The organism is Streptomyces ureilyticus (assembly GCF_011045025.1).
Taxonomy (GTDB): Bacteria; Actinomycetota; Actinomycetes; order Streptomycetales; family Streptomycetaceae; genus Streptomyces; species Streptomyces ureilyticus.
On the sequence record NZ_JAAKZX010000015.1, the window covers coordinates 66,373 to 86,607 of the forward strand.

Genomic DNA, 20,235 nt, shown 5'->3' on the forward strand with positions numbered 1-20,235 from the left:
TCTCAGCTTGGGAAGGCGCCCCGCCATCTGGCATACAGGCGCGACCCCCGGCTACTCGGCGATGCTGTTCCTGCTGCCGAAGCAGAACGTGGCCCTCGTCCTTCAGCAGAACCTGTACGGGCTGCTTCAGAACGAGGCAGTCATGCAGGTTGGCTTCGGAGCCGCCCGGATTCTCGCGGACGGCCGGACGCCCACGAACAGTAGGCCCGCGGCCGGCTACCACGCGGCTGTATGGGGCGTCACCGCCCTGGCCCCGGCCCTGATCGTGGCTGCTGGACGCTCGGCCCTGCTTCTGCGCCGACCGGTGGCATCCGTCGTCCGGCTGCGGCGGTTCGCCTCGGCCGCTCGCGGGCAGTTCAGCGGCGGCCGGGACCTTCGCACGCGCGTGATCTCAGCCCGTGAGAAGTGATTCTCCGTCCTTATCGGCACGCTGGGGGCGCGACCGCGCAGCGCAGTCGGTGTGAGGTTGCCCGACGGCTTCTGGGCGTGCCACCCACCTGCGTGGGCGGCGCCGGCGAATGCGCACCCTTGCGGGTGCGCATTCGCTCTCAAACAGCCGCAACCGACGAGGTGCCTCACGCGACCTCGTGGGCCCGGTCCCGCGCTGAGGACGAGCCGGCGCTCTCGGAAGCGTTCGGTTCGGTGTGCGGGAGTCCGCGGAACAGGCGGCCCGGCCACCAGAACCAGCGGCCCAGGTCCAGGGCGAGGGCGGGGACCAGGACTGTGCGGACGAGGAAGGTGTCCAGCAGGACGCCGATGCCGACCAGGACACCCATCTGGGCCATGGTGACCAGTGGCAGCCCGGCGAAGACCGCGAAGGTGGCGGCGAGGACGATGCCGGCGGAGGTGATGACGCCGCCGGTGCTGGTCAGTCCTTCCAGGACGCCGCGCGTGTGGCCGAGGCGGGATGCCTCCTCCCTCACGCGGTGCATGAGGAAGATGTTGTAGTCGATGCCGAGGGCGACCAGGAAGACGAAGCCCATGAGCGGGATCGACCAGTCGACGCCCGCGAAGCCCAGGACGTGCTCGAAGAGCAGGTTCGAGGCTCCCAAGGCCGCGAAGTACGACAACACCACGGTGGCCAGGAGCAGCAGCGGAGCGACGAGGGCCCGCAGCAGCCAGATCAGGACGGCCAGGACCACCAGGAGCACGATCGGGATCACCGTGGTCAGGTCGCGGTCGGCGGCCCGCTGGGTGTCGAGGCTCTCGGTTGTGGTGCCGCCGACGAGGGCGTGTGCGTCCTCGACCTGGTGCACGGTGTCGCGGAGATCGTCGATCGTGTCCTTGGCGGCCTGGCTGTCCGGGGCGTCCTCCAGCACCACGGAGAGGGTGGTGAGTTGGCCGTCTGGGGTGCGGTCGCCGTCGTTCTCGACGCGGGCCACGCCGTCGACCGCGGCCGCGGCGGTCCGGACCTGGCTGACCCGGTCGGTGCTGGTGACGATCTTCGCGGGGTCGGAGGCGCCGGACGGATAGTGCGCCGAGATGCGTTCCTGGGCGACGACCGACTCGGGCTTGTCCTGGAACATCTCGGCCTGGGCCAGGCCCATGGAGATGCCGGCCGCGCTGAGGGCAAGGACGCCGGTGGCGGCGACGGACATCATCCACGACCAGCGGGGGCGCCGGGCGACGGCCGTTCCGATGCGGGACCAGACGGTGCGCGGCTTGCGGGCGGGGGTGCCGTGGTGCGGTACGAACGGCCAGAACACCCAGCGGCCGGTGATGACGAGCAGCGCCGGAAGCACCGTAACCATCGCGAGGAAGGCGCATACGACGCCGACCGCGCCGACCAGTCCCAGCGAGCGCGAGGAGTTGATGTCGGCGAAGGCGAGACAGGCCAGGCCGACCGCGATGGTGCCGGCCGAGGCGAGGATCGCCGGTCCGGAGCGGCCGAGCGCGATGCGCATCGCCTGATGGCGGTCCTCGTGGCGGTGCAGTTCCTCGCGGTAGCGGGCGATGAGCAGCAGCGCGTAGTCGGTGCCGACGCCGAAGACGAGCACCATCAGCACGCCCGCGCTCTGCGGGTCCACCGGAAGTCCGGCGTGCTTGGCCAGCAGGTAGGTGGTGACCTGGGTGAGGACGGCCGCGAAGCCGACGGAGAGCAGGGGCAGCAGCCACAGGAACGGGCTGCGGTACGTGAACAACAGCAGCGCGGCCACGACCAGGCCGGTGGCGATCAGCAGCGTCGAGTCGAGGCCGTCGAAGACCGCGACGGAGTCCGTGAGGGAGCCGGCGGGTCCGCCGACCTCGACGGCGACACCCGGCGGCGCATTGGCTCCGACGGTCTCGCGCAGCTCGTCGATCTTGCCGGTGATGTCGTCTTCGCTGTCCAGCGGGACGACGGTCATCAGGGCCTTTCCGTCGTCGGACGGGATCGGTCCCGAGATCTCCTCGCCCGCGGGGACGTACCGGTCGAAGGCCGTCCGGTCGGACGCGGCCTTCGCGTCCGCGCCCTCGCCGGTATAGACGACGACGGCTGGCATGACCGTGTCCGTGCGGAACTTCTCCAGCTCGGTGTTGACCTGAGCGGATTCCGCGCCGCGCGGCAGGAAGGCGTTGGCGCTCGAGTCCTCGACGTCGCCGAGCTTTCCGGCGAGCGGGCCGAGCGCGACGGCCACGATCAGCCAGGCCGCCAGGACGAGCCATTTGCCGCGCCGCTCTCCGGGCGTGCAGGCGACGCGCTTGAGCAGCGCATGCATGAGTAGTCTCCTTCGTGGGAGCGCGCCGCCGGCAGCCGAGTACGGCGACCGGCACAGGGCGCACGGGGCCCGCACCACGGCGCATGAGGTGTGACGACCTGCCGTGGCGTACGGGATGGGTGTGTCCGGGGTGTGTGCTTCTCGGTACGGCCGGGAGTTGGCGCTCCCGGCCGTACTTCGGCCTGTAGGTCTACGGCCGAGCAACGGCTATTCGATCTCGCGCATCATCTTCTCCATCGAGCCGACCGCCAGCCGGGTCTGTGTCAGCTCATCGAGGGTCTGCCGCTGCTCCTCGACGGTCCGGCGCTGCAACTCCACGGTGTCTTCGAGTAGTTGGGCGTACTTCGTCGCGAGTTCCTTGTACTGCTCCTCGCGCGCTGCCAGCATCCGGGCCCGCCAGGTGGCGGCGAGCTGCCAGACGATCACGATGAGCAGGGCGAAGACCCCGGCCGCGCCGACAGCGCCGACCAGGGCCTCCACCTCGGATCCGTCGGCGGCGAGCGTCACCAGTTCCTTGTTCACTTCGCTTCCTCTTTCGCGGTCCGGTCAGCGGTCTCGGTGATGGTCGCGGCCGCCTGGGCGATGATGTGGGGCGTCAACTCGTAGAAAAACGGCGTGACTTCGAAGTACTTCATCGTTTTGCCGTCCTCCGCGAGTTCGAGCGTGCCGACGACCAGCCCGGCGGCTTCCAGCCGCTGTAGATGCATATGCAGCAGCGGTCGGCCCATACCGATCTCGCGCGCCAGCGCGCTGACGTAGTTCCGGCTTTCCATGAGCGCCGCGACGATCCGCATGCGGTGCGGATTGCCGAGCGCGGAGAGCACCTTCAGCAACTCGTCACCCGTCGGTGCCGGAGGCGGGACCTCGGGCATCGCGGCCCCTTTCCCTCGTACCTGTCAGAAAAGGCTGACAGCCCCAGCGGGCACCTGTCAAAGATTCCTGACACATCTCAGGGTCGGATGGGGGATGTCTCAGGGTCGGTTCGGGGGACGCGTGTGGGTACTCCCGCCGTCGTATGCGCCCGGCCGGTCCCGCTCATACGGTGAGGCCGTAACGACCTTGGACCTGCCCGCCCGGCTGCGGGCGCTGCCGCCGGGTGCGGTGGACGTGCTGGTGGTGGCCGTCGTCGGGATGTTCACCGGACCGGACGCGGCGGTGAACGAACCGGAGTACCGACAGGCCGACTGGTTCACCTGGCTGCTGGCCGTGTCCCTGCTGGCGCTGCTCTGGCGCAGGCGGTGGCCCGTGCCGATCGCGGTCGTGACAGGGGCGGCCTCCGCGGGCTGGGCGCTGTACGGGCACATCGGTGAGCTGCTGAATCTGCCGGTGATCGTGGCGCTGTACACCGTCGCCGTGCAGGGGGCCGGCGGCGCACTCTGTGGACGGGGCTCGTGGCCGCGCTCACGTCGGGTGTTGGTCGCGCTGTGGGTCGGCAAGGACGTGGTGAACCCGCAGGGGTTGCCGGTGCTGGAGATGCTCTGGCCGCTGGTGCCGCTGCTGCTCGGTGAACCGGACAGCGCGTACGACCCGGCGGAGGCCGTCATCCACGACCTGACCCACTCCCTGGACACCCGGCTGCGGCGGCTCGGCGCCCCGGTGACCGGCCACTTCCACTCCGGCACCCACCATCCGGCCTATGGAGAGCGGGAGTTGCAACTCCTTGCCGATGCTGCCGCGCGCCGTGGGCATGTGAACGGGCGTGTGTCAGCCCTGGGTGCGAGGAGGCTCTTCGCCGCCCGGTCGCGTGGCGGGCCGGGGCGAATCAGCGGGCGCTGGGCCGGGTGTGCTGGTCTCGCCCTGGACCACGCGAGGGGTCGCCTGCTCCCCGGTCGTACCCTGCTCCTCCTCCTTGATCGCCCTGGCCTCCGCCTTGAGGATGCGCGCCGGCACCTCGACCACCCACGTCTACCCGTACCAGCCCGGCATCGTCCCGAACGAGTACGTGGTCCTGTGGATCCTCGGGCCACTCGCGATGGCCGCCAACGGCCTGCGCACCTGGCGGGTACGCACCGACGAAGGCCGCGCCCGGCTGACCGCCGTGGAACGCGAGCAGGCCGAGGCGCTGCGCCGGGCCGTCGACGAGGAACGCGCCAGAATCGCCCGCGAACTGCACGACGTCGTCACCCACAACGTCAGCGTCATGGTCATCCAGGCCGGCGCCGCCCGCAGGGTCATGCGAGCCGTCCCCGACGAGGCCGACGAGGCACTGCTCGCCGTCGAGGCGAGCGGCCGAGCGGCCATGACCGAGCTGCGGCACGTCATGGGCCTGCTCACCATGGACTTCTCTGTCAAGTTCAGCGTGTTGAACTGAGCTTGTTCTCTGCACTTGTCAGGCGAGCGGCTGTGAATCTGTTGGATCTTGCTGGCTGAGCGTGACTGCCTTCGCGGCGGCCCCGGAGCAGCAGCGGCGGAGGTTGAGCGCGTGCCTCCCGACAGCGGGAGCCCCTCGACCGTCCACGTCAGCACGTCCGTCATGCACATCCCTCCCACCGCGGAACCTATGCGGGAGGCCGCCGCCCCGGCCCGGGAATCCCCGAGGCCGCCCGTGACGGACGATCACGTGCTAACGATCTCCCGCCCGACCAGCACAAGTACCCCGCCGAGACATCACACCAGCCCTGCTGACCAGCAGGAATCAGGATGGTGGATCTTCATTGGAAGGGCTCTAAGTGGACGGCATAATCTTCGGGATATGCACTGTGGCCGGCTTATTGGTCACCGCTCTCTGCACCAGGAGAGCCGTCGGCAACCCGCGTGTGTCGACCTGGTCTATCGCCGCCGCCTTCGGTATCTGCACCCTCGGCGTCTTCTTCGCCGTCCCCGTGGTCGCTCAGGCAGCGGAGGACGCCACCGGTGTCGCCAACGTCGGCAAACTGATTGCCCACATCTGCGCGATCCTGTGGTGCGCCGCTCTCCAGATCACGATGGTTGACCTGACCTACCGTTCCGAGTACTTGCGCGCCGCGATGTTCCAGCGGGCCTTCGCGGCCATGGTGGAGCTGGCGATCATGGTGCCGCTTTTCCTGGCGGCGAACGAGCCGGACATGGAGTTCACCACCGCGTATGTGCACAACGAATCGGTGGCCGCGTACCTGCTGATCTACCTGTCGTATGTCTTGGTCACCTGCGGTGAGTTGGCCTTCATGTGCGGAAGGACTGCGCAGCGCAACTGGGGCATCCGACCCTGGAGCGGCGCTGGCTATGCTCTGTCCCCCATGGCCGCGACGCTGGGCATCGCTTACACGGTGTCCAAGGGCTCGTACATCATCTTCTACCTCGTGGACGATCCTTGGCCTCTGGACGTCGAGGAGGTCGTGAGCCCTTCCCTCAGCGGCCTGGCCGTGTTGTTCCTCTTCCTCGGCTTGACGCTTCCCATGGTGGGTGCCCTCCGTGAGCGGCTTCGTCAGCGGAAGCAACCGGCCGGTAGCACGCAGGCGTCGTAGTGCTGTCGCAAGGAGAACCCATCGTCCTCGACCGCAGCCCTATCGCCCGCTCGGAGGTACAGCTCACCTGCTGTGAGCATTCGCCAACCCGAAGGACACCGCCGTCTACAACGCGGTCCTCGAGCGTATGAAGCAGGCGCAGAAGGACGCCAGGAAGCCGAAGAAGTAGGCGCAGCGCGCCAACGCACGGAGTCCCGGGCCGTAGGGAGCGGCCGGGCCTCCGTACACGTGAACCTCGCATGCATCATGGGGCAGTTGGTGAACCGCTGGGCCGAACGTCCGCGACCCCGGCGCCCCACTCGGGACTGTCCCGGTAGGGACCACCAGCACGAACGGGAACCTGCTGCGCTTTCAGCTCAGGCGGTAGCTGAGAACGGCGAGACCGGCAGCGGCGGCGCGGTGCTGGTAGACCCGCAGTCCGGGGGCGCCGGGCGGGAGACCCGTGTCGTCGAGTGTGCAGGTGACCGGGAGGGCGAGCCCTCGGTGTTCATCCGATCTCTGGTGATTGGTTCTTTAGGTGGGGGCGCAACGGTGTGGGCACGCCATGCCCACCGATGGCACGTTTCAGCCTGCCCACCCAGAGGGCCAGTGACGGCGACGGTTTCGCCCGTGGTCTCAGCGGTTCCGCCGTGGGTCGGGCTTGGGCGCCGGAGGGGCAGCCTGCTCGCGGTCGATGGTGGCCGCCCAGCTGGCAAGGAGTCTGAGCGCGTCTTCGGAGGGCGAGCCGGGTTCGGGGCTGAAGGAGATGAGGGTCAGGCCGGTGTCGGCCTCGATGGACATCAACTCGTAGGCCAGGGAGAGGTCGCCGACGACGGGGTGGTGGAACTTTTTGACGCCGTTGCGGTGCACGTGCACGTTGTGTGCCGCCCAGCGGGTGCGGAAGAACTCGCTGCGGGTGGACAGTTCGCCGACCAGGTCGGTCAGTGCCCGGTCATAGGGGTTGCGGCCGGCTTCCCAGCGCAGAACGGCGACGGTGTCGTTGGCGACGTCCTCCCAGTCGCCGAACAACTCCTGGGCTTTCGGGTCGAGGAAGACGAACCTGGCGTTGTTGACGGGCAGGGGCCGGTCCTGGAGCACTGGTGAGAACAGGGCCCGCCCCAGGCGGTTGGCGGCCAGGGTGTCGGAGCGTGCGGTCCACACGAGGGCGGGAATGGTCAGGGCGTCCAGGAAGCGCTGGACGGCGGGACGTACCTGTGCTCTGGCGGCCCGACGGGGGCGGGTGGTGGCGTTCGCGGCGCGGACCAGGTCGAAGAGGTGGGTGTGTTCGGCCTCGGTGAGTTTGAGCGCTCGCGCGAGGTTGTCCAGGACGCTGTCGGAGACCCCGCGGCCGTTGCCGCGTTCGAGCTGCGTGTAGTAGTCGACGCTGACTCCGGCCAGGAGCGCGACCTCTTCGCGGCGAAGTCCGGGGACGCGCCGGGAGCCCCGGCCGTAGACGGGCAGCCCCGCCTGCTCGGGCGTGATCCTGGCCCGGCGGGAGGTCAGGAACTCACGGATCTCTTTTCGCCTGTCCATTCTTCGAGGTTAAGTCCCCTGCCGGCGGTCTGGGGGGTGCTGCCAGTACCTGGGTCATCAGACTCTCCCCCATCGGCCGCCCTCCCTGTTGCATGGACCGTGCAAGGACCAGTGGCAGGCCGAGCTCGTCTACGCCTGACCGACCGATCTTGTGAGGGTTGAAGCGGTTCATGCTGTCGCGCCGCTTCAACAACGTACGCCCGGGATACCCCGACGGATTCGGCATCGGCTGGTACCCGAACGCGAACCGGAGGTATGAAACGGGTGGAGATCGAGCTTCGGATCAACGGATCCGCGCGAAGACTGGACGTCTCACCACAGGTGAGCCTGCTCGACGCGCTGCGCGAGTACCTGGGCCTGACCGGTACCAAGAAGGGCTGCGACCAGGGCGCGTGCGGTGCCTGCACGGTGCTCGCCGACGGCCGCCGGATCAACGCCTGCCTCGCGCTGGCGGTGCAGTACCAGGGTCGTGAGATTACGACCATCGAAGGGGTCGACCATCCGCTGCAGGAGGCGTTCGTCCGCACCGACGGATTCCAGTGCGGCTACTGCACGCCGGGCCAGATCTGTTCGGCGATCGGCATGCTCGCCGAGCACAAGGACGGCGCGCCCAGCGCGGCGACCGAGCACCTCGCCGCCACCGGCGGCGAGCTGGACGACGAGGAGATCCGGGAGCGGATGAGCGGCAACCTGTGCCGCTGCGGCGCCTACAACGGCATCGTCTCGGCGATCAAGGAGGTCGCGAAGTGAAGTCGTTCTCCTACGTCAGCGCACCCGACACGGGCACGGCGCTGCGCACGATAGCCAGCAACGAGGACGTGAAGTTCCTGGCGGGCGGGACGAACCTCGTCGACCTCATGCGGGAGGGCATCGAACAGCCTTCGACGGTCGTGGACATCACCCGCCTGCCGCTGACCGGGATCGAGGAACTGCCAGGCGGCGGGATCCGCGTCGGCGCGCTGGTGACCAACAGCCGGCTCGCGGCGGACCCCCTCATCCGGACCCGCTATCCCGTGCTGGCGCAGGCGATCCTGCACGGAGCGTCCGCACAGCTGCGGAACATGGCGACCGTGGGAGGCAACCTGCTGCAGCGCACCCGCTGCATGTACTTCTACGACGAGAGCGCCGCGTGCAACAAGCGTGCGCCCGGCAGTGGTTGTGGCGCGATCGGCGGGTTCTCCCGCGGCGGCGCGGTGCTGGGGGCGAGCGAGCACTGCATCGCGACCCATCCCTCGGACATGGCGGTGGCGCTGGTGATGCTCGACGCGGTCGTCGAGGTGGAGAGCGTGCGCGGCACCCGGCGAATACCGGTCGCCGAGTTCCACCGGCTGCCCGGCGACACGCCCCATATCGAGACGGTGCTGGCCGCCGACGAGCTGATCACGGCCGTCGAGCTGCCGCCGGTGCCGGTGGCAGCGAACTCGCGCTACCGAAAGGTGCGCGACCGTGCGTCCTACGCGTTCGCCCTCGTCTCCGTCGCGGCCGCGCTGGCCGTCGAGGACGGCGTGGTCACCGAGGTCCGGCTCGCCCTGGGCGGCGTCGGCACGAAGCCGTGGCGCGCCACCGAAGCCGAACGCGTGCTGCTCGGCCGGCCGGCGGCCGAGGAGGCCTTCCGGGGGGCGGCGGAAGCCGAACTCGCCGCCGCGGAGGGCGGAACACAGAACGCGTTCAAGATCGAACTCGCGCAGCGCACGATCGTGGCGACTCTGCGGCGCCTGCTGACCGACGGGAGCGCCGCCTGATGCCGAGAGGAAGCGGGACAACACGGTTGCGGCTGCTTCCGCCCGCGGCGGATCAGAAGGATCAGTCCCCTGAGCGATGTGGGGCAGTCATTGTGAAACCCATCCCTGTCCGGCTCGCGCGACTTTCGCGCAGCGAGCGACCGGGCCGTACGGAAGAGGGCAGGGCGGCATGACCACGATCGGACAACCGCTCGACCGCGTCGACGGCGGCGTCAAGACGACCGGTGCGGCCAAGTTCGCCGCCGAGCACTTCTACCCCGGCCTCACGCACGCCGTACTCGTGCACGCCACCATCAGCCGCGGCCGGATCACCGCCCTGCACACCGACGAGGCCAGTGCGGTGCCGGGCGTGGTCGCCGTCCTCACTCACCTCAACGCGCCCCCGCTGAAACCGGCTCCCAAGCCCGGCGCGTTCAACCTCACCGTGATGTTTTCCGGCACCTCGGTGAACTATCTGCAGAGCGACGAGGTGCACTGGGAGGGGCAGCCGATCGCGGTGGTCGTCGCGGAGACCTCCGCCGCCGCCCGGGAGGCCGCCGCGCTGGTGCGCGCCGAGTACACGGTGACGAAGTCCGTCGTGGACTTCGAAGGGTCCGAGCAAGACGCACGGCCGCAGCCGAACAACCCGCTCCTCCCCCGAGGGGCCAAGAAGGGCGACGCGGAAGCCGCGCTCAAGGCCGCACCGGTGTCGCTGGACCTGCGGTACACCACCCCGCCGCAGAATCACAACGCGCTGGAACTGCACGCCACCACAGCGAACTGGGACGGCGACCGGCTCACCGTTTACGACGCGACGCAGGCCATCGACTGGTTCCGCACCCACCTCGCGCTGCGGTTCGGGGTCCCCAGGACGAACGTGCGGGTGCTGGCGCCGTTCGTCGGTGGCGCCTTCGGCGGCAAGTCCGCGATCTGGCCCGGCACCATCCTCGCTGTGATGGCAGCGCGGGCGACCGACAGGCCCGTCCGGCTGGTGCTCTCACGGGAATCGGTCTACCGCACGGTGGGCGGACGCACCCCCTCCATCCAGCGGGTCGCGCTGGGTGCGGACCGCGACGGCAGGCTGACCTCGCTGATACACACCAGCATCACCCGCACCGGCCCGATCGGCGGTCCTTTCGAACAGGTCACCGCTGCGTCCCAGCATCTCTACGCTGCCGAGAACATCCTCGCGCGGCACGACCTCGTGTCGCTCGACCTGCTGCCGAACACCTTCATGCGGGCGCCGGGCGAGGCGATCGGCACCTTCGCCGTGGAGTCCGCGATCGACGAACTGGCCTGTGAGCTGGGCATGGACCCGATCGAGCTGCGCATGCGCAACGAGACCGCGGTCGACCCGATCGGCGGCAGGAAGAAGTTCTCGCACCGCAGGCTGCGTGAGTTGTACGCGCTGGGCGCGGAGCGGTTCGACTGGCACGAGCGCAACCCCGAACCGCGTTCCACGCGCGACGGCCGGTGGCTGGTCGGGACGGGCGTGGCGACGGCGTTCCACCGGGCGTTGACGTTGCCGGTCAACGTCACGGTGCGCCTGTCGGCCGACGGGGGCGTGCTGGTGCGCTGCGGCTTCCACGAGATGGGCATGGGCGCGGCCACGGCCCAGGCCCAGATCACGGCCGACGCGCTCGGTGTGCCGTTCGACGCCGTTCGCGTGGAGTACGGCGACTCCGCGCTGCCGCTGGGACCGTTCGCCGGTGCATCTGCCCAGACCGCGAGCGTCGCGGCCGGCGTGGTCCAGGCGTGCGAGGAGCTCAAGCAGACGCTGAAGTCCATGGCACGCAAGACGGGCGGTGGCACCAACGAGGAGATTCTCCGGCGCGCGAAGGTGCCGCACGTCGAGGCCGTCGTTGGATCGGATACGCGGCTCGGCCGGATCGCCGGGCGGGCGCGGTTTCTCCCGAACTTCCTGCTCGATGCCCAGCGGTGGGTGAAGGCCGCCTCCGGTGTGCACTTCTGCGAGGTCAAGGTCGATGCCGAGACCGGCGAGACGCGGGTGTCGAGGTGGGCCGGGGTGTTCGACATCGGCAGGGTGATCAACCCGAAGACAGCGGCCAGTCAGATGCGTGGCGGCATCGTGATGGGCCTGGGCCTGGCCATGGCGGAGGAGACCCTCGTCGACCCGCGCACCGGACGGATCATGAACCCCAGCCTGGCCGAGTACCACGTCCCGGTGCACGCCGACATCCCGCCGATCGACGTGTCCTTCCTGGACGACCCGGACCCCAAGATGCCGCTCGGCATTCTCGGCGCCGGCGAGGTGTCCACCGCGGGTGTCGGTGCGGCCGTGGCGAACGCCGTGCATCACGCGACCGGCAAGCGAGTGCGGGACCTGCCGATCACCCTGGACAAGCTGCTCTGACATAGAGGCAGTGAGGCGGCGGCAGTTGTGGGCCGTCGACGCGCACGGCCTTTGGGGCGCCGCGTGCGCGACGACGGCCCGCGCCGTCTCACTGCGGATCGGCGGGACCCCCCTTCGATCGGAATCGACATCGCCGAAGTCCTCACAGAACCGACGTTCTCGATGCCGTGAGACCCAGGGAGCGACTGAGGACGACACCTGGGTGTCCGCCGTCGCCCACCACCCCACGCAATCGGATGCTGACGAGAAAGAAGTCACCATGCTGGACATCGCCGATGAGTTGAACCGGTGGCTCGGGGAAGGCCGGGACTTCGCCGTCGCCACGGTCGTGGCCGTCAGCGGCAGCGCGCCGCGCGGGCCGGGCGCCGCGCTCGCCGTCGACACCGACGGAACGGCCATCGGATCGGTCTCCGGCGGCTGTGTGGAAGGCGCTGTCTACGACCTGTGCGCCCAGGCACTCCAGGACGGCGAGGCGGTGCGCGAGCGGTTCGGTTACAGCGACGAGGACGCCTTCGCCGTCGGACTCACCTGCGGCGGTGTCCTGGACATCCTGGTCACGCCGGTGCCCGCCGACGGACCGGACCGGAAGGTGTTCCAGATGGCGCTGTCGGCCGCCGCCCGGGGCGAGGCGGCGGCACTCGCCCGCGTGGTGAAAGGCCCGGCACAACTCCTCGGCCGGGCGCTGGCGGTTCACCCCGACGGATCGTACGAAGGCGAACTCGGCGGACACCCGGACCTGGACCGCGCCGCCGCCGACGAAACCCGCTCCCTGCTGAACGCCGGCCGCACGGGCACCTTCGACATCGCGCAGGACGGAACCCACTGCGAGCCCGGCCTGACCCTGTTCGTCGAGTCGAGCGTGCCGCCGCCCCGCATGCTCGTCTTCGGCGCCATCGACTTCGCCGTCGCGCTGGTGCGCATGGGCAAGTTCCTCGGTTACCACGTGACGGTGTGCGACGCCCGACCCGTCTTCGCCACCCGATCACGCTTTCCCGAGGCCGACGACATCGTGGTCGACTGGCCGCACCGCTACCTGCGCCGAACGGACACCGACGACCGCACGGTGGTGTGTGTGCTCACCCACGACGCCAAGTTCGACGTGCCCCTGCTGGAAGCGGCCCTGCGGCTGCCGGCCGCCTACGTCGGCGCGATGGGCTCGCGCCGCACCCACGAGGACCGCGACCGCAGACTCCGCGAGAAGGGCCTCACCGAAGCCGAACTGGCCAGACTGCACTCGCCGATCGGCCTCGATCTCGGCGCCCGCACGCCCGAGGAGACGCCCTGTCCATCGCGGCCGAGATCGTCGCCGCCCGGCAGGGCGGAACAGGTCTGCCGCTGAGCGGCTCGCACACACCGATCCACCATGACCGAGCGCGTCATCGTGGCGACGTGGAGCTCGTCTCGATGGAGTTCCACCCCCAGATTTTTTGATGCCCTCGCCGTCGTGCTGGCCGTGCTCGCCGGTGGAACCTGGTGGTTGGGCCAGCGCCGCCGCTCGTGCTCCTGCGCGCCGAAGACCGCAGGTGAGGGTGGATGCGGCTGCCAGTCGTCCAGGGACCCGCTGATGATCACCGACACAGTCCGTCGGTAGGGTCAGCTGATGTGACTGTCGCTCGTTCAGTTGCCCTGTTCGTTGTCGCCGCCCTGTTCGAGATCGGCGGGGCGTGGCTGGTGTGGCAGGGCATCCGCGAGCACAAAGGCTGGATCTGGATCGGTGCCGGCGTGATCGCCCTCGGGCTCTACGGTGTCGTCGCGACCTTCCAGAGCGACGACAACTTCGGTCGGATCCTCGCCGCGTACGGCGGCATCTTCGTCGCCGGGTCGATCGCCTGGGGCATGGTCGCCGACGGCTACCGCCCCGACCGCTTCGATGTCATCGGCGCCTTGGTCTGCCTCGCGGGCATGGCTGTGATCATGTACGCGCCCCGCAGCCACTGATCGCTTCCACTCCCCTGCGCCACCCCGGTGGCCGGGCCCGGCTGGTGCCGTAGGGCGCCGGAGCTGCACGGGCAGTGCACGGACCACAGAGGTGCGCTCCGCCAGTTCGTGGCGGAGGAACTGGTTCTCGGTCGTGGCCTGGTGCAGCGCGCCGACGAGGCCTTCGACGTCGGCCTTCAGCCGGGCGATCTCCTCTGCGTCGGCAGCCCGAAGTTCCTTGAGCTTGCGGAGCTGCTTGCGCAGCCGCTGCTCGCTGTCCGGGGTGCCCCCGCGGGCGCGGACCTTGTCGTAGAACTCGTTCTTCAGGTCGGTGTGCCGCTGGGTGAGTGCGTTGCGTGGGACGCCGGCCTCGGTGGCCAGGGCGACGATCGTCAGCGCCCCGTTGGAGTGCTCGGGTGCGCTGTCCAGGATGCGGTCCATCGCGGCGCGGATGCGGTCGCGCTCATCGGGGGCTGGGCTCATGAGGTCGGCTCCTGGGGGTGGATGCGGTCGTGCTCGTGGCGGTCGGCCAGCTCCCGCAACTGGTCGGCGCGCCGGGCCAGCCGTTCGGCGAGCGGGCCGGGCAACGCCTCAGAGGCGGCCTGTTTCTCCAGGATTTGGGCGTGCTGCAGGAGCTGGGCGGCGTGCTGGTCGGTGCGTGCGACGTTCGCGCATGACGGCTGGCAGCGGTCCAGCCGCGGGGCGTCGGTGACGTCCAGTCGGTGACACAGCGCTCGGTCCCGGTTGTAGACGCACATCAGGAAGGAGCGGGGGTTGTCGTAGACCGTCAGGGCGGGGTTGCCCAGGATGTCGCGGGCCTGGCGGTGGGTGCGGATCGACCCGGCGAAGGTCGGGGCCTGCGCTGCCGCGTGGATGGCCCGCCGCGCGGCGGGCCCGGAGATGCCGACCCCGTGGGTGAGGTCGTCGTGGAGGGTGGTGAGTGTGTCGGCGGTGGCTCGGGCGGTCTCGATGTCGAGCAGTTCGTGGATGCCGTCGCGGCCGCGGGCGTCGTACCGCCTGCTGAAGGCCATCCTTCAGACCGCGGTCGACGACGACCTCCTCCGCAGCAACCCATGCCGCATCAAGGGCGCCGGCAAGGAGGAGGCCGACGAGCGTCCCACCGCGACCATCGCGCAGGTCTTCGACCTCGCCGACGCCATGGGCCCGCGCTGGCGCCTCATGGTCCTGCTCGGCGCCTTCGCCTCCCTCCGACCCGAGGAACTTGCGGAGTTGCGCCGCCACAGCGTCGACCTCGATGAATGCTCCCTGTGCGTAACGCAAGCGTCCCCGGAGCTGACCAACGGAAGGAGGGTGACGGGCGACCCCAAGACCCGCGCGGGCACGCGCACCGTCTATCTGCCTGACTTCCTGCAGCCCGAGCTGCGTCGGCACCTGCAGTGGTTCGCCGAGAAGGAGCCGGACAGCCTTCTATTCGTGGGAGAGAAGGGAGCGCCCTTCCGCCGCTCCACCTTCGGTCGCAAGTGGCGCAAGGCGCGTACCAAGGTCGGGATGCCGGAGAACTTCCGCTTCTACGACCTGCGGCACACCGGCAACACCCTCGCCGCCGACACTGGCGCCAAGCTGAAGGACCTCATGGTCCGCGCCGGCCACTCCTCGGAGCGGGCCCAGCTGATCTACCAGCACTCGACGGCGAAGCACCAGCGCAGGCTCGCTCAAGGCATCGATGCTGAGGTGCGGCAGCAGTTGCGAGAGTCAGACGCTGGCGAACGGCACGCCGAGGAAGCGTGACAACGCATTGGGCGTACGGACCCCGGCCGGACAGGTCTTGGCCGGGGTCCGTACGGCAGTATCCGCTCCGTGACAGCCGCTGCAGCACCGTGCGCCCCTCGTGCCCCCTTGAGGGTTGGCCTCGGTTGAGATCAGCTTTCCCTGTATGTACTGACAGGGGAGTTGAGGTCGGCCCTGGTCGGCCCTTCTGGAGGGGGAGCGATGGCGGTCAAGGTACTTCCCGTGTCGCCCGCGCAAGCCGAGTTGATCGACAAGTCCGTGGCGCTGGGCGATCGCTACACGAAGACGCTGGGGCTGCTGACGCCTCCTGCGTATCGACAGGTGGCGGAGAACGGAGGGCTTCTGGTCGCTGTCGAAGCGGACCAGATGATCGGCTACGCGCTGTTCGGGCTTCCGAAAAGGAGTGCCCATATACGCCTCGCCCACCTGTGCGTGGCGGAGGAACAGCGCGGCCGGGGCATGGCCCGACTGCTGGTCGAGGCGATCAAGCAGCGGTATCCACAACGGCTCGGCATCAAGGCCAAATGTCGACGGGACTACGAACTCAGCGACATGTGGACGAGCCTGGGGTTCGTCCCGAACGGTGAGGTGCGGGGACGCGGCCGGGATGGAGAGATCCTCGACGGATGGTGGCTGGACCTCGGACATCCAGACCTGTTCACGGAGGTGGAGAGCGACGCGCTTCTGGTGGTGACCGTCGACCACGGCATCTTCGCCGATCTGCGTGGACTCGCCGAAACGACCGGCGTGGAGGAATCTCGCGCGCTGGAGGCGGGCTGGATGACGGATCTCGTCGAACTCGCCTACACGCCTCAACTGGTCCATCAGATCCGGGACATCGCCGACACCGCCGAGCGTCAGCACCAGAGGGCAGCGCTCCACGGGCTGCGCCAGCTGACTCCCGCGGCCGCGGCCGTGGCTGAACGAACAGCTGAGTTGCTGAAGGCAGCAACGGAGTCACTGCCGGACCTCCCGGCCGACGCGGCATTCCGGCGCTGCCTGCAGTACGTGGCCGAGACATCGTGCGCCGGCCTTCAAGTTCTGGCCACCCGGAATCCGCTCCTGTCCCGACTGGCCGACGTGGCTTGGGAAGTTGCCCGAGTCCGCGTCGTATCGCCCTCCATCGTGACGCTGCACGTGGACGAGCTGCGGCAGGCTCAGGTGTACCGCCCGGCCGATCTGATGGGCACGGAGTTCCGGTCCAGTGAGGTGGCGCCAGGCGCTGAGGATGAACTGGTCGCCTTCTTCAATCAATCGGGCGGCGACGACGGCTCGGCCTTCGCCGAGCGCCTTCGGTCGTTGACCGATGACACAGTCGTATGGCGTCGCGAGCTGCTGAGGGATGGGCAGGGCCATCCGGTCGCCCTCTACGCATGGGCGTTGGACGGTCGGACGCTGATCGTCCCCGTACTGCGCACCGCAGGCCATCCGCTGGAAGAGACCCTGGCCAGGCAGCTGCTCTTCCAGCTGAAGCGTCATGGGCGCGACTGCGGGGCGGAGATCATACGCATCAGCGACCCGCATCTCTCCGCCGTAGCCAAGGCCGCCGCTGGGGACGACGGCTTCTTCGATCACGACGGCAAGTTCGTGGCCCTCCTGGTGGATGTGTGCGGTACGGCGGCCGAGGTGGAGGCGGTGGCCGGCGGACTCGCCCGCGAGCTGACCGTGGAAGCAGCCTCACTTCACGCTGGGATGCCGGCCGAGGTGGCCGCCGTGGTGGAGCGCGCCTGGTGGCCGGCGAAGGTCATCGACTCCGAGCTGCCGTCATTTCTGGTGCCGATCGAACCGCGCTGGTCCACGGAACTGTTCAATGTCCCGGCGATGCTGCTGCCGCGCAGCGACGCACTGGGGATCAGTCGGGAGCACGTCTACTACCGGTCTTCCGGGCACCGAGGCGAGAGCGTTCCCGCCCGTCTGCTCTGGTACGTCAGCAAGGGCACTGCAGGTGTGGACGGCCAGATGGTGGTGGGCAGTTCGCGTCTCGCCGAGGTGCTCATCGACACACCGGACACCCTCTTCTCGAAATTCGAACACCTGGGCGTATATGGTCGGGCTGAGGTACAAGGAGCCGCTGATGCCTCCGGACGCTCTATGGCGCTGAGGTTCTCGGACACCGAGATCTTCCCCAAGCCGGTGACGCTGCGGCGATTGACCTCCCTGGCCAAGGAGCTGGGACTACCGTTGTCGCTGATCTCGCTGTCGAAGATCAGCAACGAGCTGTTCCAGGCGGTCTACAAAGAGGGGCACCGAACGACGTGAGCGATCCGGAACGCGCGATGCTGCTGTCCGTCCACCCGCGCTTCGCCACCGCGATTCTGGCCGGCAGCAAGACGGTGGAGGTCCGCCGCCAACGCGTCGCCGCGCCTCCCGGTACCCCAGTTCTGCTGTACGCGACCGCGCCCACCATGGCCCTGGTGGGCATGGCGCGCATTGCGGCAGTCCAGGTCGCGTCTCCAAAGGAGGTTTGGTCGGCCCACCGCACCCAGACGGGGATCACCCGACGCGAGTACGACGCCTATATGAGCGGCGCCACTCAGGCGAGCGGCCTCACGTTGGAAGCCCCCGTGGCTTTCGACGAGCCTGTATCACTCAATGCGTTGCGTGCGACGGGGACCTTCCACCCGCCCCAGAGCTACCGCTACATGAAGAGCGATGACCTGCGGCAGGTGGCCGAAGCGGGGCCGGTGGTGGTGACGGCCCTTCGCGAGGCGCTGGGCGACCTGGTGCCCGCATAGGGGAAACGAGTGCCGGGTGCTGGGCGCGGGGTGGGGCGGTGCTACCCCGGATGACGAGCTGGGTCGGTACGACGCCATCGTGCTCGGTCTCCTCCCCGCGCAGGATGCTCAGCAGCATCCGCCCAGCCAGCTCCCCCTGCTCCCGCACCAGCTGCCGCACAGTCGTCAGATCGGTCTCACCGACGCCTGCACCTTCGGCGCTCGCGTCGCCGCCCTGACGTGCTCCGTCCCCGGCGCGAACCCGCCCCGTGCAGAACTCGTCAGTTGATATATGGACGATGTGCGCTCAGGTCACTCGTCGGCCTCGCGTGGGCGAGCCCGACGTACTGCAGGGCAGCCACCGGTCCCACGGCGTCTCGAAGCTCCGCACTCCTGGGATTGGGCCCGTCTGGCGGGCCGCCTGCCGATCCAAGCGATGCTCGGAGTCACAGTGATGCGAGGTACTCCTCGCCCGCTTCAGTGATCCGCATGGCGTTGTCGATCATCGAGCGGTTGGCGTATCCCTGTCGACTCAGCCCCATGAAGTGGCCGTACATGTCCCGGGTCGGGAGCCCGTCTCCGACCTTGTCGGTGAGCCACGCGGCTTCCGGACTCTGCAGGGCGTCGATGCCGAGCTGCTTGGCCAGTTTGAGGGCCCAGAGGAGTTTGTCCCGCTTCAGTTTGACCTTGTGGTACGGAATCACCCCGTCCAGTGTCGTGGGTATGTGGTCGAGGCTGGAGAAGGGCTCCGGTACTGGGACCGGGCGTGGTGCTCTCCGCACGGTTCCTCTCGACGACGAAGCGGCGCTGTCCGGCTTGCGACTGCGCTTGCCGCGAAGGGCGTCGAAGCGATCTTCGAACACGCCCTGGGCGGTCTGTGACAGATAGAACTCGCCTTTGGTCTCCCCTTCGTGAATCCAGCCGGCATGCACGGCTTTGTCGAACTCGCGAGTGAAGTGCGACGGAACACGATCCCGTGCGCGCTGGAAAAGCCTGCGGATGTCACCTTGTGTAAACGTCTCGTGCCCTTCCGCCTTCAGGAGGTATGCGGCAAAGGCCGTCATTCTTTCCGGAATGGTTCTCGCGCCGGAGAGTTCCAGGGCCTGACGCGGTCCCTCGATGCGCTTCCGCGGCGGAGCGCTCTCACGCGCTGGGAGCTCGGGGGGAGCTTCTTCCGCCTCCAGGGCGAGTGGAGGGGGAAGTGCAACTGGCTCGGGGCGCGAAGCTGGGAGTTCGGGCTCGGGAGAAGCCTGCAGCAGACCGATCACCCTTGCCCCTTGGGCCACGCTGATGTCCTGCTGGAACTCGATGCGTCCCGTGAGGACCAAACGGACGTCTTGTGTCAAATCAGCCATATAGGAACGGTAACTCTTCCAGCGCACTGGGCAAAGAGTGGGAGGAGGGCTCGCCTCTCGTGGACTTTGGGGGTCGCCCCTGGTGCATCTGCTGGCGTCGGGGCTCGGAGGAAGTCAGGCCCACCGCGGACGACCTGCGGGTGGCATGACCTCGCAACGTTCGCGCGCACGCCGCCTATGTCACCGCCGACACGGTACGTGCGCTGACCAGCACGGGGGAGGTGGAGTGCTCCGTCCCTGGCATCGTCCTCGCTGCCCTCTTGCTCGCGGTCATGCCGTTCCTGTCCGCTGCCCCAACGCCGCGCGGGCCGCGAACTTGACTCCGCCGACGCGGTCGCCGATTCCAGGCAGCCCCTGCTGGCGGCGCTGCGGTCGTGGTGCCGCCAGCAGGGGCTGCCTGGAGCGCGCATTCGCGCGACTTGGGGCACGCGGAGGGCACGCACCCCCCAAATTGGTCTAGACAACAAACAAACCCCAGGCCGCTGACCTGGGGTTTCATTCTGGAGCGGGTGACGAGAATCGAACTCGCGCTCTCAGCTTGGGAAGCTGATGTTCTACCATTAAACTACACCCGCGTAAGACGGCCGCTGAGCGGCGTCGAAACGCGGATTCACTGTACCTCATGCCAGGCCGGCGCTGAAGCTCTCGATGGCCTTGTCGAGCGGCGCCCCGGCGATGGCGCCCAGCGCCAGCGTGCCGATGGTCAGCGCGAGAAAGGCGTGCAGCTTGAACTTGGTGATGAGCAGGACGATGA

General features: G+C 68.7%; 15 protein-coding genes, 1 tRNA gene and 7 pseudogenes. 13 read left to right on the forward strand and 10 right to left on the reverse strand.

Going from position 1 to position 20,235, the window contains the following annotated elements; genetic code table 11:
• Positions 1–7 precede the first annotated feature (7 nt).
• Positions 8–409 carry a hypothetical protein gene (locus G6048_RS07660; protein ID WP_206341298.1) on the forward strand — a complete coding sequence of 134 codons (402 nt, stop codon included), beginning with the start codon at positions 8–10 and terminating at the stop codon, positions 407–409.
• Positions 410–575: 166 nt separating this feature from the next.
• Here the strand turns inward: G6048_RS07660 and G6048_RS07665 are convergent, their stop codons facing one another.
• From G6048_RS07665 to G6048_RS07675, 3 genes are all read right to left on the reverse strand, one after another.
• On the reverse strand, positions 576–2,696 hold the full coding sequence (locus G6048_RS07665; protein WP_165338677.1) for an MMPL family transporter: 2,121 nt from the start codon (positions 2,694–2,696) through the stop codon (positions 576–578).
• Positions 2,697–2,903: 207 nt separating this feature from the next.
• Positions 2,904–3,218 carry a hypothetical protein gene (locus G6048_RS07670; RefSeq protein WP_165338678.1) on the reverse strand — a complete coding sequence of 105 codons (315 nt, stop codon included), beginning with the start codon at positions 3,216–3,218 and terminating at the stop codon, positions 2,904–2,906.
• Positions 3,215–3,568, reverse strand: coding sequence for an ArsR/SmtB family transcription factor (locus tag G6048_RS07675; RefSeq protein WP_165338679.1), 354 nt, complete (start codon positions 3,566–3,568; stop codon positions 3,215–3,217). The genes G6048_RS07670 and G6048_RS07675 overlap by 4 nt, the downstream gene beginning before the upstream one ends.
• A gap of 259 nt (positions 3,569–3,827) precedes the next feature.
• On the opposite strand from G6048_RS07675, the pseudogene G6048_RS52200 reads away from it, so the two are divergent.
• Positions 3,828–4,001, forward strand: a pseudogene (locus G6048_RS52200) (sensor histidine kinase); the annotation flags it as partial.
• Between the two features lie 96 nt (positions 4,002–4,097).
• On the opposite strand, the gene G6048_RS51760 reads toward G6048_RS52200, so the two are convergent.
• The gene (locus tag G6048_RS51760; protein ID WP_165338681.1) at positions 4,098–4,385 is read right to left on the reverse strand and encodes a hypothetical protein; all 288 of its coding nucleotides are present in this window, start codon (positions 4,383–4,385) and stop codon (positions 4,098–4,100) included.
• Between the two features lie 154 nt (positions 4,386–4,539).
• On the opposite strand from G6048_RS51760, the pseudogene G6048_RS07690 reads away from it, so the two are divergent.
• Together G6048_RS07690 and G6048_RS07695 are read left to right on the forward strand one after the other, a co-directional pair.
• Positions 4,540–4,974 (forward strand): annotated as a pseudogene (locus G6048_RS07690) (sensor histidine kinase); the annotation flags it as partial.
• A 478-nt stretch (positions 4,975–5,452) separates the two neighbouring features.
• Entirely contained in the window at positions 5,453–6,139 is a 687-nt protein-coding gene (locus G6048_RS07695; RefSeq protein WP_328825697.1) for a hypothetical protein, read from the forward strand.
• A gap of 615 nt (positions 6,140–6,754) precedes the next feature.
• On the opposite strand, the gene G6048_RS07700 is transcribed toward G6048_RS07695, so the two are convergent.
• A complete protein-coding gene (locus G6048_RS07700) occupies positions 6,755–7,651 on the reverse strand; it encodes a helix-turn-helix domain-containing protein (RefSeq protein WP_165338684.1) in 897 nt (298 codons plus the stop codon).
• 255 nt (positions 7,652–7,906) lie between these two features.
• Between G6048_RS07700 and G6048_RS07705 the strand changes: the two genes are divergently transcribed.
• From G6048_RS07705 to G6048_RS07725, 5 genes and pseudogenes are all read left to right on the forward strand, one after another.
• Positions 7,907–8,401 (forward strand): (2Fe-2S)-binding protein, encoded by a 495-nt coding sequence (locus G6048_RS07705; RefSeq protein ID WP_165338685.1) that lies wholly within the window; start codon positions 7,907–7,909, stop codon positions 8,399–8,401.
• Positions 8,398–9,393, forward strand: a complete 996-nt coding sequence (locus G6048_RS07710) for an FAD binding domain-containing protein (RefSeq protein WP_165338686.1) — start codon at positions 8,398–8,400, stop codon at positions 9,391–9,393. Before G6048_RS07705 ends, G6048_RS07710 begins: the two co-directional genes overlap by 4 nt.
• A 169-nt stretch (positions 9,394–9,562) precedes the next feature.
• Positions 9,563–11,746: a xanthine dehydrogenase family protein molybdopterin-binding subunit gene (locus tag G6048_RS07715; RefSeq protein ID WP_165338687.1), complete on the forward strand. Its 2,184-nt coding sequence runs from the start codon at positions 9,563–9,565 to the stop codon at positions 11,744–11,746.
• 259 nt (positions 11,747–12,005) lie between these two features.
• Positions 12,006–13,177: pseudogene (locus G6048_RS07720) on the forward strand (XdhC family protein).
• A 171-nt stretch (positions 13,178–13,348) separates the two neighbouring features.
• A complete protein-coding gene (locus G6048_RS07725; RefSeq protein WP_165338699.1) occupies positions 13,349–13,684 on the forward strand; it encodes a YnfA family protein in 336 nt (111 codons plus the stop codon).
• A 458-nt stretch (positions 13,685–14,142) separates the two neighbouring features.
• Here the strand turns inward: G6048_RS07725 and G6048_RS07735 are convergent, their stop codons facing one another.
• Positions 14,143–14,694 (reverse strand): hypothetical protein, encoded by a 552-nt coding sequence (locus G6048_RS07735; protein ID WP_206341299.1) that lies wholly within the window; start codon positions 14,692–14,694, stop codon positions 14,143–14,145.
• On the opposite strand from G6048_RS07735, the pseudogene G6048_RS07740 reads away from it, so the two are divergent.
• From G6048_RS07740 to G6048_RS07750, 3 genes and pseudogenes are all read left to right on the forward strand, one after another.
• Positions 14,672–15,412: pseudogene (locus tag G6048_RS07740) on the forward strand (tyrosine-type recombinase/integrase); the annotation flags it as partial. The gene G6048_RS07735 and the pseudogene G6048_RS07740 overlap by 23 nt on opposite strands.
• A gap of 222 nt (positions 15,413–15,634) precedes the next feature.
• Positions 15,635–17,671, forward strand: coding sequence for a GNAT family N-acetyltransferase (locus G6048_RS07745; RefSeq protein ID WP_328825698.1), 2,037 nt, complete (start codon positions 15,635–15,637; stop codon positions 17,669–17,671).
• Complete coding sequence (locus tag G6048_RS07750) at positions 17,668–18,147, forward strand: ASCH domain-containing protein (RefSeq protein WP_328825699.1); 480 nt, start codon at positions 17,668–17,670, stop codon at positions 18,145–18,147. Before G6048_RS07745 ends, G6048_RS07750 begins: the two co-directional genes overlap by 4 nt.
• A 97-nt stretch (positions 18,148–18,244) precedes the next feature.
• Here the strand turns inward: G6048_RS07750 and G6048_RS49285 are convergent.
• A pseudogene (locus tag G6048_RS49285) lies at positions 18,245–18,307 on the reverse strand (hypothetical protein); the annotation flags it as partial.
• Between the two features lie 265 nt (positions 18,308–18,572).
• Positions 18,573–19,481 carry a hypothetical protein gene (locus tag G6048_RS07760; RefSeq protein WP_165338689.1) on the reverse strand — a complete coding sequence of 303 codons (909 nt, stop codon included), beginning with the start codon at positions 19,479–19,481 and terminating at the stop codon, positions 18,573–18,575.
• 164 nt (positions 19,482–19,645) lie between these two features.
• On the opposite strand from G6048_RS07760, the pseudogene G6048_RS49290 reads away from it, so the two are divergent.
• Positions 19,646–19,856: pseudogene (locus G6048_RS49290) on the forward strand (cation transporter); the annotation flags it as partial.
• Positions 19,857–19,982: 126 nt separating this feature from the next.
• Here the strand turns inward: G6048_RS49290 and G6048_RS07765 are convergent.
• A tRNA-Gly gene (locus tag G6048_RS07765) sits at positions 19,983–20,056 on the reverse strand.
• Positions 20,057–20,107: 51 nt separating this feature from the next.
• A pseudogene (locus G6048_RS07770) lies at positions 20,108–20,235 on the reverse strand (GntT/GntP/DsdX family permease); the annotation flags it as partial.